Below are 14499 nucleotides of genomic sequence, written 5' to 3'. Positions count from 1 at the left end.
GCGACCGGAACGCAACCGAAAACCTGCGATGACTGCCTTGTTTCGACCACGCAAAGGCATCATCGCATCGCCGACGCGTCCTGCATTCACAACTTCGACAGATGGTACGGATACCCATGCGCCTGAAGCCGATCGTCCTCGCCGTCGCGGCGGCCGTTGCCCTGACGCTGCCGGCAGCCGCGCAGCAGACGAAGCGCGGCAACGAGACCCTGAAGAAGTACTGCACCGGGGACTACCTGACCTATTGCGGCAACCTGGCCCCCGACGATCCGGCCACCGATGCCTGCTTCCAGAAGAACTGGAAGAAGCTCAGCGAGAACTGCCGCCGGGCGATCGACGCCTACGAGGCCGAGCAGCAGCAGAACGCCCCCGCCAAGAACCGGCAGGGCTCGCAGGGCGGCAAGGAGCGTCGGGGCTGACGCCTTCCGGCTGTCGAGGCCGGGCCGGGAGCCGCGGGAACGGGCCCCAACCATGCGCCGCGGCCGGCCTGTGGCGGACGGGCGCTCGCGCCGGGACGCGGCAACGGCTAAGGTAGCGCTCCCGCCGGCCCTCGCGTGCCGGTGCCGAGCCCGCCGGACCCTCGCGCGATGTTGTCGAAACCCGCCCTGAAACTCCTCGCCGTGTCCGGCCTCGTGGCCCTGGCGGCTTCCGCCTGCGGGCGGCGGGGTGCGCTGGAGCCGCCCCAGACGGCGGCCCCGCGGGCGGGTGCGCAGACCGGCGCGGACGCGCCGACCGGGCGGCGAACGCTGCCGGTCTCGGTCGGCCTCGGCGGCGGCGCCCCGGAGCCGGACCCGGCCTCGGTGCGCGCCGGCGACGAGCTCTCCGCGGCGGCGGTCCCGCCGGGCGGCACCGAGGCACCGGTCGAGACCAGCCGCGGCGCGCGGCGCGGCTACCGGGTGCCGAAGGAGCCTTTCATTCTGGATCCGCTGCTGTAGAGGGCGGAGGCCGGAACGCCGTCGCGGTGCCGCGCGCCCGGTGACCCCGCTCGGACTCGGTCGGACCCCGCCACCGGCGCGCGCCCGCCGCGGCCTGCGGCGGGGTGTTTCACGGGAAACAGCCCGCGCTCCGGCGGGACGAGATACGGCGACGAGACACGGCCGAGATGCACCATTTTCACTATCGCGACGGCCGCCTGCACGCCGAGGATGTCGACCTGACCGGCCTCGCCTCGGAGGTCGGCACACCGTTCTACTGTTACAGCACCGCCACGCTGGAGCGGCACTTCCGCGTCTTCGCGGAGGCGTTCGCGGCCGACGACGCGCTGGTCTGCTTCGCCATGAAGGCGAACTCGAACCAGGCCGTCCTGCGGACCCTCGCGGCCCGGGGCGCCGGGATGGACATCGTCTCCGGCGGCGAGCTGCAGCGGGCCCTGGCGGCCGGTGTGGACCCCGGCAAGATCGTGTTCTCGGGAGTCGGCAAGACCCGCGCCGAGATGGAGGCCGCGCTGAGGGCCGGCATCTTCTGCTTCAACGTGGAGAGTGAGCCGGAACTCGCGGTCCTGTCCGAGGTGGCGGTGGGCCTCGGCCTCCGCGCGCCGGTCTCGGTCCGGGTGAACCCCGACGTGGACGCCGGCACGCACGCCAAGATCTCCACCGGCAAGTACGAGAACAAGTTCGGCATCCCGATCACCCGGGCGCCGGCTGTCTACGCCGCTGCGGCCGCCCTGCCGGGGATCGCGGTGCACGGCGTCGACATGCATATCGGCAGCCAGATCACCGATCTGGCGCCCTTCGCCGACGCGGCCCGGCTGCTCGCCGGCCTCGCCCGGGAGTTGCTGGCGGCCGGCCATCCCCTGCGCCACATCGATTTCGGTGGCGGCCTCGGCATCCCCTACCGCGACGATAACGCGCCGCCGCCGGACCCGGCCGCGCTGGCGGCGACCCTGCGGCCGCATTTCGCCCCGCTCGGCCTGCGGCCGGTCTTCGAGATCGGCCGGATGATCGTCGGCAATGCCGGGATCCTGCTGACGCGGGTGCTCTACGTGAAGCACAGCGAGGGGCGGACCTTCGTGATCGTCGACGCGGCGATGAACGACCTGATCCGCCCGACCCTGTACGAGGCCTATCACGGCTTGCGGCCGGTCATCGAGCCGGGTCCCGAGACGCCGCGCCTCGTCGCCGACGTGGTCGGCCCGGTCTGCGAGAGCGGCGACTACCTCGCCCTCAATCGCGAGATGCCGGAGGTGAGGCCCGGCGACCTGATCGCCGTGATGAGCGCCGGCGCCTACGGGGCGGTGCAGTCCTGCACCTACAACACAAGGCCGCTGGTGCCGGAGGTTCTGGTGCGGGGCGACCGCGCGGCGGTGGTCCGCCCGCGCCTCGACGTCGACGCCCTGATCGCCCTCGACCGGGTGCCGGACTGGCTGGCGTGAGCCGCGCTCCGGCGGGCACCGCCGCCCCCAGGCCGGTCCCGGGAGCCGACGGGCCCCTGCCGCTGTCGGTCTTCATCATCGCCCACAACGAGGTGGACCGGATCGGCGCGACGCTTCGGGCGGTCCGCGGCCTGACCGACGACCTCGTGGTGGTCGATTCCGGGTCCACCGACGGCACGCAGTCCCTGGCGGAGTCGCTGGGCGCGCGGGTGCTGCACCATCCCTGGCCGGGCTACGGCCCGCAGAAGCGCTTCGCAGAGGAGCAGTGCCGGCACGTCTGGCTCCTGAACCTCGACGCCGACGAGGTGGTGCCGCCGGAGCTGGCCCGGGAGATCCGGGGCCTCTGGGCCGCGGGCGAGCCGCGCCGGCCGGCGTGGCGGATCGGCATCGCCGAGATCTTCCCCGGCGAGGGCCAGCCGCACCCGCTCGCCTACACGCTGACGCCGGTCCGGCTCTACCGGAAGGACAAGGGCCGCTACGCCGCCTCGCCGGTCCACGACCGGGTGGCGCTGGAACCGGGGGTGAAGCCGGGCCGGCTCCGGGGCGTGATCCACCATTTCTCGGTGCGCTCGCTCGGCGACCAGCTCGACAAGCTGAACCGCTACTCCGACCAGCAGGCGGACGACTTGGAGTCGCGGGGCGTGGTGATCCCGACCTGGCGGGTGTTCGTCGAGCTGCCGGGCAATTTCCTAAAGGCCTATCTCGGCCGCCGCCACTTCGTGCGGGGCACCTACGGCTTCCTGACGGCGATGAACTACGCGATCTCGCGGCATCTGCGCGTCGCCAAGCACGTCGAGCGCCGCCGCGTGGCCGCCGCCCGCCAGGATCGGGTTGACCCGCCGGATCCGACCTTCTAGAGCCAGAGCGCCGGAGACGTGGCCGAGCGGCTGAAGGCACTCGTTTGCTAAATGAGCATACCCAGAAATGGGTATCGAGGGTTCGAATCCCTCCGTCTCCGCCATTTACCCGTCCGCAGCCATCCGCAGCGGACCGGTAACGGCCTCAAATTACTCAGCATTTTTCAGCCTGCCGTTCGCGGCGGGCCGCTGGCGTTCGCCCAAATCCGCGACTACCATGTGGGTAGCGACGTGGGCAGAACCGACATGGCGGGCAAGCTGACGGCACTTGGGGTCGCGAAGCTCAAGAACCCCGGCATGTACGGGGACGGCGGCGGCCTGTGGCTTCAGGTCACCGGGGCCGGCGGGAAGAGCTGGATTTTCCGCTACACCCTGCGCGGCAAATCGCGCGAGATGGGCCTCGGCTCGGCCGGCACGTTCACGCTCGCCGAAGCCCGCGACAAAGCCCTGACCTGCCGGAAGCTCTGCTACGAGGGCATCGACCCGATCGAGATGCGGCGTGGGCAGCGCCAGGAAGCCGCCATAGAGGCCGCCAAGGCGATCACCTTCTGCACCTGCGCGGAAGGCTACATCGAGGCTCACAAGGCCGGCTGGCGCAACGACAAGCATGCCGCTCAATGGACCGCGACGCTGGCGACCTACGCATACCCGGTGTTCGGAGACCTGCCGGTGCAGGCGGTCGACACGGGCTTGGTGCTGAAGGCGCTGCAGGCAATCTGGACCTCGAAGCCTGAGACGGCGACGCGCGTGCGCGGCCGGATCGAGTCGGTTCTCGACTGGGCCGCGACTCAGGGCTACCGGCGCGGCGAGAACCCAGCCCGTTGGAAAGGTCACCTCGCGAACCTGCTGCCGAAGCGATCCAAGGTCCGGAAGGTCGAGCATCACGCCGCCCTCCCCTTCAAGGACGTCCCAGCGTTCCTGAAGAAGGTCGGCGAGCAGCCCGGCCTCGCCGCGAAGCTGATGGCCTTCACGATCCTGACAGCCGCACGCACGGGTGAGGCGCTGGGCGCCCGCTGGTCCGAGATTGACCTTGAGGCTGGCGTCTGGACCGTGCCGGCCGAGCGGATGAAGGCCGGCGCCGAGCACAGGGTGCCGCTGTCGCCGGGCGCGGTGGGCGTCCTAGCCGAGCTGCAGGGCCTCGACGACACGTTCGTGTTCCCGGGCGGTCGGCGGGGGAAGCCGCTCTCCAACATGGCCATGCTGGTGCTACTCCGGCGGATGAAGCGCGAGGATCTGACGGTCCACGGTTTCCGCAGCTCGTTCCGGGATTGGGCCTCAGAGACCACGGACTTCCCGTCCGAAGTGGTTGAGATGGCGCTTGCCCACACCGTCGAGTCCAAGGTCGAGCGGGCCTATCGGCGCGGCGACCTGTTCGAGAAACGGCGCGAGCTGATGGCGGCTTGGGCTTCGTGGTGTGCCGCTATCGACGTGCGGTCATCATGAGCCGCAAGGAGGCGCTGGCCAGCGCATTTCATACACTGAAAATCCGCCCCGGGCTAAGCAGCGAGGCTGCCGGTCAGTTAATTGAAATCGCCACAGACAAGCTGAGCCTAATGGCAGGCCCGCATTCCACTACTGTGCCAGCGGCTTTCAGCAACACCAGCTTTGCCGATGCGGATAGCGAGAAAAAGTTGATTTCGCACTCCGCTCGCAACCTTGCTGCGCAAATTGAAAATCTGCACAGGCCTACGATTATAGCCTTGGCTAAAGCCGGGCTCACGCGTGACCGGCTCGGTGCCGTCGCCGAGGAGCTGAAGGTCATAGCATCGCTCGCGAGCCGAGCAGCTATTGATCCAGATAACACATCCGCGCAACTGGGAAGGCCCGCCAGAGGACCCATCAAGATTATTCGCCGGATTGTAGCGGATACATACTATCGCGTCAGCGGAGAAAAGCCCTCGTCGGCAGGTGAATTCCTGCGTCTATCTGGATTGGTGATCGAGATTTTAGATCTCGACGTCAAACCGAGTGGTTTTGCGAAGGCCGCTTACGAAGATTTCCACGGAGAACCGCTCTCCGACTAAGCGGCTGGAAGAAACCACCTGTACGAGCCGTATTTTCATTCCAGTCCCGGCTGTCCACGTTCGTAGCCATCCGCTGGGGCACCAGCGGAGTCACAAGGACTTCAGCCATGAGCCTCCAAGGGTTTCAGGGCGCCGCAGGAGAACTGCGCGCGCCGAGCGGTAAGCTTTTGCATCGGACGGCCGATGTCTTGAACCTACTCAGCATCGGCAAGACCACGTTCTATCGTTTGGTCGCGAGCAGAAAGCTGAAGATCGTAAAGATCGGGTCGGCCACCTTTGTGCCCGACGAGAGCATCCGGGCCTACGTCGCCTCGCTGGTGCAGGAGGCCGCCTAAGCCATGAAGCAGAAAACCCGCGCACAGCGCGGGCTGCGGCGGGTCTCTGAAAGTGTCTTCCGGCAAGTCGACACGCACAGAGATACGACAGCCCAAGCGCTACGGCAAGACTATCTCGCGAGCCGGTTTGGATTGACGCCATCTATGGCTGGCGTTGTGGCTGAGCTGGCGTTCGCCGTCACCGACCGGTGGGGGCGCGCATGATCGCGAGCGCCACCCCCATCCACGTCACCACCATCAACGGCGTGTCGGTCCGCTTCTTCCGCGGGCCGGCTGATGGACCCGACATGCCGTGGCACGCCCACGATGAGCTGCTGGCGGCGCTCGCGCTGCCACGCGACCTGCGACGGGCCCTAAAGGCGGCACTTCTGAAGGGCTGGAAGGATGCCTGCCACACGGTCGAGGTCGAGGGAGAGCCGGTGCTACTTGCGCCGCACTTCGTCGCTCAGGGCTTGATCGGCATGGCTCAAGAAGTTGGGAAGGGCATCACCACGACGCCCGACTTCGTCGACCGTGAGTACGCCCGTGCTGGTGTCGCCGCGATGAACGCGCTCACGGCGCATCTGCCGGACACGCAGGACCGGTTCGCCTGGGCCATGCAGGCCTTCCACAACCAGGGAGGCTCGGAATGAATGCGCCCGTCCGCAACCCCGATCGCGCGGCCATGCAAGCCCTTACTTTCGAGACCATCGCGGAAGCGGCCGGCATCGCCGAGACCTACGCCCGGACGGCAGTCGAGATGGCTATGATCGGCGACAGCAGAGGGATGAACTACGCCCTCCGGCAGGCCGCCATGGCAATCGCCAGCGCCGCAGACGTGGCGGCGACGCTCCGGCCCTCCGGCTCGCGCGGAGGTGCCTGATGTCAGAGCGCTCGTTCAACCGGGCATCGGTCGACGTGGACCCGTTCTGTGGCTGGCCCGGCCCGGATCCCGACTCCATGCCGGAAGCCAAGCCGGTGATCCGTGCCCAACCCTTCCGGTGGCGGGATCCGACGACGATCCCGCCACGCGAGTGGGTCTATGGCCGGCATCTGATCCGTAGGTTCCTGAGCACCACGGCGGCGCCCGGCGGCGTCGGCAAGTCCAGCCTCGCGCTGGTCGAGGTCATCGCTATGGTGACCGGCAGACCCCTGCTGGGCGTGTCGGTCCCGAAGCCGCTCCGGTGCTGGTACCTGAACCTCGAAGACCCGATGGAGGAGATCGAGCGCCGCGTCGTAGCGATCTGTTTGCACTACGGGATCAAGCCGGCCGAGATTGAAGGGCGCCTGTTCCTCAACTCCGGCCGGACCACCAGCATCGTCATCGCCACCACCACCCGCGAAGGTACCAAGGTCGCCGAGCCAGTTGTGGAGGGGCTAACCCGCGCCATCCTCGACAACCGGATCGACGTGGTGGTGATCGACCCGTTCGTCAGCTCGCACCGCGTCACCGAGAATGACAACGCTGCCATCGACATCGTCGCCAAGGCCTGGAACCGCGTCGCCGAGGAAGGCCGCGCCGCCGTTGAGCTGATCCACCATGTCCGGAAGGGTCAGAGCGGCTCCACGGGCGAATACACTGTCGAGGACGGCCGCGGAGCCGGCGCCCTGCTGGCAGCCGCCCGTAGCGCTCGGGTGCTCAACCCCATGACCAAGGAGCAGGCGGACCGCGCCGGGCTGCCGACGAACCGTGGCTACTTCCGTGCCGACAACGGCAAGGCGAACCTCGCCCCGCCACCCGAGCGCAGCGAGTGGTTTCACCTCGTGCCGGTCGAACTCGGCAATGGCCCAGCGGACTCTATCGACGGTGGCGATCACGTCGCGGTCGTCGAGCCCTGGCAGTGGCCCGACATGCTCGAAGGACTGACTGTCGATCACCTCCGCAAAGCCCAGCGCGCAGTCGCTGAAGGCCGGTGGCGGGAGAATGCTCAATCGAAGGATTGGGCCGGCATTCCGATCGCCGCCGCGCTCGGCATAGACCTCGACACTGCCGGCAAGAACCGCGTGAAGGCGATGCTACGGACGTGGATCGACACCGGAATGTTCGTGGTCGTCGAGGGCCAGGATGAGAAGCGGAACAAGCGCAGCTTCATTGAGGTCGGCGAGGCGGCTTGTGATTAGAAACGCTTCCGCTTCCATCCAAGCGGGCGACGAAGATTTATCGAAACGGCATCTCGAGGATCAATCGTGAGCGCCACACCATCGACCTGCTCTTTTATGATTGGTGCGCACCGAAGGCCGGGTATTGCGGCCAGGAACGCGGCGTCATCTAGCATTGTATGCCGCTGGGCGGCTGGCACCTTAAACCTCAGCGTTGACCACATCCCGCCACACTCCAATGAGGTCTGAAATGCCGGTGTTTTGCCACGCCTCACCTTGCCACCCCCTAAAGGGGGTGTGGCAGGTGTGGCAGTGGGGCAAAACACTTCAAGCGCCTCACCGCCTCACCTTGCAACGCCACACCTTTGAGAGGTGAGGCAGGCAGCGAGGAGACGAGGCCGGTTAGTTGGCCCATTGATGCGGGAAAGCCGGACGACAGCCGCTAGGACGAAGGCGAATTGCTGAGCGGCCTCAGGGGCGATGCGATCCACCCGCGCGCTGTGCAGCCCACTCCGGGATTGGGGCTGAGGGATGACCCCACACGCGGGTCGCACCGCCGATTTAATCTAGCTCGGGTAGCGCGACTCTCCGAAAACCCCAGATGGCGGAACCGCTATCCGCCGACTTCGCCGGAAATCCATGCGGTCTCAGAGCGTTAGATTTCGAGGTAGATTGCTACCCACATCCGCCCCCACGTTCGAGGGCATTTCTAACCAGATTTCGGGCTCACACGGGGGACGCCATGCCGATCACCAGCAAGCTCACGATCAAGGACAGCCAGCTCGACCCGTTCGGCCGCGCCATCATGCGCGAGCTGGAGAAGCGCGTCGTCATCGGCATTCCGGGCGACAGCATGCACCCGGCCGAGAAGGGCGAGGCGCCGATCAGCAACGCCGCCCTGGGCTACCTCTTTGAGCACGGCCAGCCTGAGAAGAACCTGCCCGCCCGCGCGCACCTCGTGCCGGGTGTGGAGCGGATCGCCGAGGAAGCGGCTGCCCGGCTTAAGGCGGCGGCGGCCAAGGCCCTGGCGGGCGACCTCGACGCACCGGAGAAGGCCCTGCACGCCACCGGCCTGCTAGGCGTCTCTGCGGTTCAGCAGGAGATCACGGACGGCGCTTTTGCGCCCCTGGCCGAGCGGACCATCAAAGCCCGGATCCGTCGCGGCCGCACCGGCACGAAGCCCCTGATCGACACGGGCGCTTATCGCCGGTCATTCCAGTACACGATCAACAGGCGCAACATCGCGCACGACCACTAGGTCGCGCCTTGCGAACTGCTCAATGGCTTGTGCGATGCCGATCACCACATCTCTTCGCTGATGAGCGAGCCGCCCTGATCGAACGTGCCTCGCCACCCGCAGCTATCCAGTCGGACGGTCACACGCGTGTGATCCTCATCGTCGCCGCTGCCTGGGGCAATCCGGGCATCGACGCGACCGAGTCGCTCTAAGGATTTCAACATCGAGGTGCTGACGCCGAGCCGTGCGGCTAACTCCCGGGGGTCGACGATCCAATCGCCTTGGTGACCGAATGTGAGCTTCATGGAGCAGTCCTCCATGAAGCTCGGCAGGAGATGCGGGGCTGAGACTGAGGATAGCACATCGGCCCGCTTTACCCATCAAGGCCCTTGGAGCAGGTACGTCGGTCATATCATCGGGCGACGCAGAGACCTGCGATCTACGCCGCTCGATGACGGCCGCTAGTCAGTGATGATCTCGACCACACGCAAAGTCGTGACGCTCGGAAAAAGTATGACGTTGCTAGCCAGAGAGGCCTCTTTCTGAGTTTTTCTCAGGCTTTTCTCGATCCTTAATAGGGACCGCCGAGCTATTTTTACATCGACACCTCTATTTATGAGTCTTTGCAGACGGCGCTTGATCCAAACCGGCGACTGATCATTGCACATGATAACCCCTCAGAAAGATGGGCACACAAGTCTCACTCGCCGGCCCGCCAAGCCGATACAGAACGCACAGGACCCGCCCCAATAGACACTGCGGCGACTTCGGTATCTTCGCAATCCAATATGCATCTAAATGTTTCCGATAGTCCATACATGGACGCAAAATACAATCGTTGGTCGTAATTATATTGGCAACAACTGAAAACACGAACAAGCTTAGTTTTCCCGTTGTTAGCATATCCCGGGCCCCACTCTCGGGCATCAGGCAGCAATCGCGCGCACTTGAGGCACCACTCAAAACGAACTCCTGCGAATGCCTGCGAACGTCTACGGACAATACTGCCGAATACTGGACATTTGAAAAGTTTTGGCTTATATTCAGATAGTCGTAGCCGGGCGGTCGAATGTCGTTCCAAGCTCAACCTGCCAGTACTCGTTCGCCTAAGCAGCGCTCGGCGCTCGCCAACGGTAGCCGGCCGTTCCTCGTGACCGTGCCGGGCAGCACCGAGGCGGCTCGGCACTTCAAGTGCGTGCTGGACGAGGTGGAGGCCGAGCGGGGCGGCAAGGCGGCCATGTCAGTCACCCAGCGCGAGGCGGCTCGGGCCTATGCCGGCCTCGCGGTCGAGCTGGCCAAGCTGCACGCGGCCATGGCTGCCGGCCAGAACGTCGACCTGGAGGCCCTTGGGCAGATCGGGGACCGGATGGACCGGCAGGCCCGCCGCATGGGCCCCCCGACCCCTCCCGAGCGTCCTGGCGTCCGTGAGCGCTATGCGAGGCGCCCGGCATGAACCCCGCCTGCCGCCCCCTCTGCACCATGCGGGAGGCCCTGGCCGACCCCGCCATCTTCGCGGAGATCCTGCCGGGCGACACCTGGGCGCCGTGGCGCGCCATCCTGATCGCCTCCCGGGGCGAGACACTGACCGACGGCGAGCGAGCGACCTTCACTGCCCTGACGGGCCGCGAGCGTGAGCCTGAGCGCCCCGTCGACGAACTGTGGGGCATCGTGGGCCGTCGCGGCGGCAAGTCCCGCGCCTTCTCCGTGCTGGGCGCCTACTTGGCCGGGCTGGTGGACTACAGCGCCGTCCAGGCTCCGGGCGAGCGGATCAAGCTCCCGATCATGGCCTCGACGACGGTCCAGGCCACCAAGATCTTCTCCTACATGCTGGGCGTCTTCGAGCACTCGGCCGAGCTGCGCGACATGGTGGACGGGGATCCGACCTCCGAGACCATCCGGTTGCTGTCCGGCATCGACATCGAGGTGCGGCCAGCGAACTACAAGACGATCCGCGGCGAGACGTTGGCGGGCTGCCTCGCGGACGAGGTGGCCTTCTGGCACCTGGAGAACAGCGCGAACCCTGACACGCTGATCCTGGACGCAATCCGGCCTGGCTTGGCGACGACGGGCGGCCCGCTGTGCGTGCTGTCGAGCCCGTATGCCCGGAAGGGCGAGCTGTACCGCACCCACCAGCGGGATTTCGGGCCGACCGGCGATCCGGCTGTGCTGGTGCTGCGGGCGCCGTCGCAGACCATGAACCCGAGCCTGGACCCTGCGGTGGTGAAGCGGGCCTACACCCGCGACCCGGCAGCGGCCTCGGCTGAGTACGGCGCCGAGTTCCGGGCGGACGTGGAGGCCTTCATCAGCTTGGAGGCGGTGCAGGCCTGTATGGCAGGCGACCTGTTGGAGCGGGCGCCTGCGCCCGGCCTGACCTATCAGGCGTTCTGCGACCCGTCGGGCGGCGGCGCGGACAGCATGACGCTGGCGATCGGGCATTCGGAGAACGGCATCGCCTACCTCGACGCGGTTCGGGAGATGTACCCCGGCGGCTCGCCGGACGCTGTGGTCTCCAGCTTCGCGGATCTGCTGAAGACCTACGGCCTGGGCTCGGTGACGGGCGACCGGTACGCGGGCGAGTGGCCCCGTGAGCGGTTCCGGGCGCACGGGATCACCTACGAGGTGTCCGAGCGCTCGAAGTCCGACATCTACCGCGAGTTTCTGCCGGTCCTGAACAGCCAGCGGTGCAGCATGCTGCCGGTGCCGAAGCTGGAGCAGCAGCTCGTCTCCCTGGAGCGCCGCACGAGCCGCGGCACGGGCCGGGACATCATCGACCACCCGCAGGTGAAGGTCGCGCACGACGACGTAGCGAACGCCGTGGCGGGCATCCTCGTGCTGCTCGCGTCCAAACCGTCGATCCTCGACCTCTACGCACGATTAGCCGGATAGGAGTCTGAGACCGTGACTGACCGAAGCGCTGTGAAGCGTCTCATCGAAACCCAAGGCCCGGTAGCGGCCCGCCACCAGTTCGGCGATGCCATCGTAACCGACGTGATGCTGAAGGGTGTCTCCGCAGATTTGCGGACACCCGCCGCCACCCACGATTGCGGCTGCGGTGGCACCTGCGGTTGCGGCGGCCACGGCCACATCCACCCCGCTCACACGAACGACCGGGCGGCCCGGCGGGCGGCTCGACGTGCTGCGCTGGCCGATGCGGTTCGCGCGGGCGTCGCCGATGCCATTGCCAGCCATGACCACGAGCGCCGGTTGCGCGCCTTCCTCCAGTCCGGCCGGAGGGCTCGCTGATGGCTTACCTCGACCGCATGGGGCGCCAGGGCGTCCGCACGCTCACCGATGATGGTGAGATCGCAACGCCGGATCAGCTCGCCGAGCGCCGCGCTCGAATTGAGGAGCGGCAGCGACGAGAGCAGCCGATCCGGGCCCTGCCGGCACCGGAGAGCGACATCGGCGGAGAGGCTGAGCTTCGCGACCGTCTGCGCCTCGCCATCGCCGAGCGCACGTTGCGGGATGCCGACCATGCCCGTGCTGTTGAGGCGGCCGAGCGCGGGCGCGAGCTGCACCGGCAGGCTGTCGCTGCGGTCGAGGAAGCTGCCGCCGAGGTGAGCCGGATCGGCGACGATCTGGCGAACCGGTTCGCCCGGTGGGCCGAAGGTGGGGAAAGCGTCCCCCACCCTACAGCTGACGACAGCAGTGAGGCGCACGGCCGGCACGTCACCGCCCAGTCCCGCGCAGCCTCTGCCGAGCAGGCGTGCATGGCCCTGGCGGCGACTGCCACGGCCCGGCAGCAGGCGGCCGCGGATGCCGGCCTCCGGGTGCAGCAGGCGGTCTACCGTGTCGTCACCCGCGACGCCGAGGTGATCGCCCGCCGGGTCGAGGCGATGCGGGCTGAGGCGGATGCCCTGGCTGGCGGCATTGGCCAGATCGGCATGCATTTCGGGCCGAACGCCAGCCTCGGCGCCCCCTATCAATCCGCCACGGCTCGGTTGGTCGGCGGCGCGATCATCAAGGTGCAGGCGGCCAACGTCGAGACGGCATCCAACCGGCGGATGCGGGAGGCGTGGGGCGCCTACGTGACGGCGCTCACGACCGATGCCGACGCCCGCCTAGAGCTTCCGGGGATCAACCCGGACTGAGACGCCGAAGCGGGTCCGGCCATCCGTGGGGACGGGCGATCGGATCTTTCGGCTGGCGCGGTCGACCATGCCGCGTCGGAGGACCGGGCCGGCTCCTTCCCGGCAATCCTCCCCGAGCAGGCCCCCGGCGCGCTCAACGTGCCGGGGGCGCCCCCTGGAGGTGGCGGATGACCGAACAGTACCTGCGCAACATGTCCGTCGAGATCGAAGGCGGAAAGACGTTCACCTATCGCGGTGACGAGAACGGCGGGCAGGGCCTGCGCATGACGTTCGAGATCACCATGAAGGACATCAGCACGCCGAACGTCGCCCGGATCGGCATCTTCAATCTGACGGACGCCACCACCAACCCGGCCTTTTACGTTGGCAAGCGGGTGAAGGTGAGCGCCGGCTACGTGACCGGGCAGTCCTACGTCCTGTTCGACGGCGAGATCATCCAGTCCCGCAACCTGCGCGCCGACGTCACCGATAAGGTGCTGGCGATCCTCGCCACGGACAAGGGCGACGCGCGCAACTATGCGGTCGTCAATAAGACGCTCTCTGCCGGCCACACCTACAACGACCGCGTGATGGCCTGCTACGAGCCTATGAAGGCCCTCGGCGTCGGCCTCGGCTATATCGACACCGAGGCTTTGACCAAGACCAAATTCCCGCGCGGGGCGGCCCTGTTCGGCAATGCAAAAGATTGGCTCCGGCAGACCTGCGCGGCGACGCGTACGTCGTGGTCCATCCAGCAGGGCAAGCTGCAGGTTCTGGCGAACGACAAGGCATTGCCGGGCGGCGAGATCGTCCTGAACAGCCGCACCGGTCTCGTGGGCATGCCTGTTCAGACGATCCAGGGCATTGAGGGCGTATGCCTACTCAACGGCAACATGCTCCCCGGCTGTGTCGTGCGGATCGACCAGAAGTCCATCCAGCAAGCTGAATACGATCCGAGCGTCACGGGCGACCCAAACAACAAGCTGCTCGACCAATTCGGCATCTCCCGCGACGGCCGCTACAAAGTTTTCTACGTGGGTCACGTCGGCGACAGCCGTGGCGAGCCGTTCTTTACCAACTTCATCTGCGTGAAACTGGAAGCGCTATCCTCTTCCTACGCGCTATCCTCTCGCGGAATTGGGATGCCGCCGACATGAACACGAAAGCCGAGCAAATCTTCCTCGACTCAGCGCAGTTTTGATCCGCCCCCAATGAAGTGGTCCGCCCTTTGGTATGGCTTTCGAGCCTGGAGGACGGATCGATGTCGAGGAAGCGACCCAAGCCTGAGGAGATTGTCGCAAAGCTGCGGCAGGCGGACGTGCTGGTCGGCCAAGGCCAGAGCGTGGCGGAGGCGATCCGCGCGATCGGCGTGAGCGAGGTGACGTACTACCGCTGGCGGCGTGAGTACGGCGGCCTGAAGTCGGATCAGGTCCGGCGGATGAAGGATCTGGAGACGGAGAACCAGCGGCTCAGAAAAGCCATCGCGGATCTCACCCTGGACAAGTTGATCCTGCAGGAGGCGGCCC

Annotated in this window: 18 protein-coding genes and 1 tRNA gene; 18 read left to right on the top strand and 1 reads right to left on the bottom strand. The window is 66.9% G+C overall.

What is annotated here, in order from left to right:
• Positions 1–116 precede the first annotated feature (116 nt).
• From BM419_RS25780 to BM419_RS25730, 12 genes are all read left to right on the top strand, one after another.
• A complete protein-coding gene (locus BM419_RS25780) occupies positions 117–419 on the top strand; it encodes a hypothetical protein (RefSeq protein WP_020094369.1) in 303 nt (100 codons plus the stop codon).
• Positions 420–587: 168 nt separating this feature from the next.
• Entirely contained in the window at positions 588–935 is a 348-nt protein-coding gene (locus BM419_RS25775; RefSeq protein WP_091928103.1) for a hypothetical protein, read from the top strand.
• A 167-nt stretch (positions 936–1102) separates the two neighbouring features.
• On the top strand, positions 1103–2371 hold the full coding sequence (gene lysA / locus BM419_RS25770) for a diaminopimelate decarboxylase (protein ID WP_091928102.1): 1269 nt from the start codon (positions 1103–1105) through the stop codon (positions 2369–2371).
• Complete coding sequence (locus tag BM419_RS25765; RefSeq protein ID WP_175556373.1) at positions 2368–3228, top strand: glycosyltransferase family 2 protein; 861 nt, start codon at positions 2368–2370, stop codon at positions 3226–3228. Before lysA ends, BM419_RS25765 begins: the two co-directional genes overlap by 4 nt.
• Positions 3229–3240: 12 nt before the next feature.
• Positions 3241–3332: transfer RNA gene (locus tag BM419_RS25760), tRNA-Ser, on the top strand.
• 142 nt (positions 3333–3474) lie between these two features.
• The gene (locus BM419_RS25755) at positions 3475–4671 is read left to right on the top strand and encodes a tyrosine-type recombinase/integrase (protein ID WP_091928101.1); all 1197 of its coding nucleotides are present in this window, start codon (positions 3475–3477) and stop codon (positions 4669–4671) included.
• A complete protein-coding gene (locus tag BM419_RS32045) occupies positions 4668–5252 on the top strand; it encodes a hypothetical protein (RefSeq protein ID WP_139257115.1) in 585 nt (194 codons plus the stop codon). Before BM419_RS25755 ends, BM419_RS32045 begins: the two co-directional genes overlap by 4 nt.
• Before the next feature lie 107 nt (positions 5253–5359).
• Positions 5360–5587 carry a helix-turn-helix transcriptional regulator gene (locus BM419_RS25750; RefSeq protein ID WP_091928100.1) on the top strand — a complete coding sequence of 76 codons (228 nt, stop codon included), beginning with the start codon at positions 5360–5362 and terminating at the stop codon, positions 5585–5587.
• 200 nt (positions 5588–5787) lie between these two features.
• Positions 5788–6219 carry a hypothetical protein gene (locus tag BM419_RS25745; RefSeq protein ID WP_091928099.1) on the top strand — a complete coding sequence of 144 codons (432 nt, stop codon included), beginning with the start codon at positions 5788–5790 and terminating at the stop codon, positions 6217–6219.
• Positions 6220–6251: 32 nt separating this feature from the next.
• On the top strand, positions 6252–6449 hold the full coding sequence (locus BM419_RS25740; RefSeq protein ID WP_091928098.1) for a hypothetical protein: 198 nt from the start codon (positions 6252–6254) through the stop codon (positions 6447–6449).
• On the top strand, positions 6449–7687 hold the full coding sequence (locus BM419_RS25735; protein WP_244540860.1) for an AAA family ATPase: 1239 nt from the start codon (positions 6449–6451) through the stop codon (positions 7685–7687). Before BM419_RS25740 ends, BM419_RS25735 begins: the two co-directional genes overlap by 1 nt.
• A 721-nt stretch (positions 7688–8408) precedes the next feature.
• Positions 8409–8924, top strand: coding sequence for a hypothetical protein (locus BM419_RS25730; RefSeq protein WP_091928097.1), 516 nt, complete (start codon positions 8409–8411; stop codon positions 8922–8924).
• A 41-nt stretch (positions 8925–8965) separates the two neighbouring features.
• Here BM419_RS25730 and BM419_RS25725 read toward each other — a convergent pair whose 3' ends face one another.
• Positions 8966–9208: a DUF6522 family protein gene (locus BM419_RS25725; RefSeq protein ID WP_091928133.1), complete on the bottom strand. Its 243-nt coding sequence runs from the start codon at positions 9206–9208 to the stop codon at positions 8966–8968.
• Between the two features lie 764 nt (positions 9209–9972).
• Here BM419_RS25725 and BM419_RS25720 point away from each other — a divergent pair.
• The 6 genes from BM419_RS25720 to BM419_RS25700 form a co-directional block, all read left to right on the top strand.
• Positions 9973–10356 carry a hypothetical protein gene (locus BM419_RS25720; protein WP_091928096.1) on the top strand — a complete coding sequence of 128 codons (384 nt, stop codon included), beginning with the start codon at positions 9973–9975 and terminating at the stop codon, positions 10354–10356.
• A complete protein-coding gene (locus BM419_RS25715) occupies positions 10353–11789 on the top strand; it encodes a hypothetical protein (RefSeq protein ID WP_091928095.1) in 1437 nt (478 codons plus the stop codon). The genes BM419_RS25720 and BM419_RS25715 overlap by 4 nt, the downstream gene beginning before the upstream one ends.
• Before the next feature lie 30 nt (positions 11790–11819).
• A complete protein-coding gene (locus tag BM419_RS32040) occupies positions 11820–12146 on the top strand; it encodes a hypothetical protein (RefSeq protein ID WP_139257114.1) in 327 nt (108 codons plus the stop codon).
• Positions 12146–12994, top strand: coding sequence for a hypothetical protein (locus BM419_RS25710; RefSeq protein ID WP_091928094.1), 849 nt, complete (start codon positions 12146–12148; stop codon positions 12992–12994). The genes BM419_RS32040 and BM419_RS25710 overlap by 1 nt, the downstream gene beginning before the upstream one ends.
• Before the next feature lie 167 nt (positions 12995–13161).
• A complete protein-coding gene (locus tag BM419_RS25705; RefSeq protein WP_091928093.1) occupies positions 13162–14130 on the top strand; it encodes a hypothetical protein in 969 nt (322 codons plus the stop codon).
• Between the two features lie 104 nt (positions 14131–14234).
• Positions 14235–14499, top strand: a 265-nt coding sequence (locus BM419_RS25700; RefSeq protein WP_139257113.1) for a transposase, incomplete at its 3' end; no start/stop codon positions are given.

Source organism: Methylobacterium sp. yr668 (assembly GCF_900116245.1).
Taxonomy (GTDB): domain Bacteria; phylum Pseudomonadota; class Alphaproteobacteria; order Rhizobiales; family Beijerinckiaceae; genus Methylobacterium.
The sequence above is the reverse complement of the archived record's forward strand: the minus strand, read 5'-3'. Positions and strand labels throughout refer to the sequence as shown.

What these genes read in the sequence shown, in the direction of transcription:
- BM419_RS25780 (WP_020094369.1), top strand. Translation starts at nt 117, where the DNA reads ATGCGCCTGAAGCCGATCGTCCTCGCCGTCGCGGCGGCCGTTGCCCTG.
- BM419_RS25775 (WP_091928103.1), top strand. Translation starts at nt 588, where the DNA reads ATGTTGTCGAAACCCGCCCTGAAACTCCTCGCCGTGTCCGGCCTCGTG.
- lysA (WP_091928102.1), top strand. Translation starts at nt 1,103, where the DNA reads ATGCACCATTTTCACTATCGCGACGGCCGCCTGCACGCCGAGGATGTC.
- BM419_RS25755 (WP_091928101.1), top strand. Translation starts at nt 3,475, where the DNA reads ATGGCGGGCAAGCTGACGGCACTTGGGGTCGCGAAGCTCAAGAACCCC.
- BM419_RS32045 (WP_139257115.1), top strand. Translation starts at nt 4,668, where the DNA reads ATGAGCCGCAAGGAGGCGCTGGCCAGCGCATTTCATACACTGAAAATC.
- BM419_RS25750 (WP_091928100.1), top strand. Translation starts at nt 5,360, where the DNA reads ATGAGCCTCCAAGGGTTTCAGGGCGCCGCAGGAGAACTGCGCGCGCCG.
- BM419_RS25745 (WP_091928099.1), top strand. Translation starts at nt 5,788, where the DNA reads ATGATCGCGAGCGCCACCCCCATCCACGTCACCACCATCAACGGCGTG.
- BM419_RS25740 (WP_091928098.1), top strand. Translation starts at nt 6,252, where the DNA reads ATGCAAGCCCTTACTTTCGAGACCATCGCGGAAGCGGCCGGCATCGCC.
- BM419_RS25735 (WP_244540860.1), top strand. Translation starts at nt 6,449, where the DNA reads ATGTCAGAGCGCTCGTTCAACCGGGCATCGGTCGACGTGGACCCGTTC.
- BM419_RS25730 (WP_091928097.1), top strand. Translation starts at nt 8,409, where the DNA reads ATGCCGATCACCAGCAAGCTCACGATCAAGGACAGCCAGCTCGACCCG.
- BM419_RS25725 (WP_091928133.1), bottom strand. Translation starts at nt 9,208, where the DNA reads ATGAAGCTCACATTCGGTCACCAAGGCGATTGGATCGTCGACCCCCGG.
- BM419_RS25720 (WP_091928096.1), top strand. Translation starts at nt 9,973, where the DNA reads ATGTCGTTCCAAGCTCAACCTGCCAGTACTCGTTCGCCTAAGCAGCGC.
- BM419_RS25715 (WP_091928095.1), top strand. Translation starts at nt 10,353, where the DNA reads ATGAACCCCGCCTGCCGCCCCCTCTGCACCATGCGGGAGGCCCTGGCC.
- BM419_RS25710 (WP_091928094.1), top strand. Translation starts at nt 12,146, where the DNA reads ATGGCTTACCTCGACCGCATGGGGCGCCAGGGCGTCCGCACGCTCACC.
- BM419_RS25705 (WP_091928093.1), top strand. Translation starts at nt 13,162, where the DNA reads ATGACCGAACAGTACCTGCGCAACATGTCCGTCGAGATCGAAGGCGGA.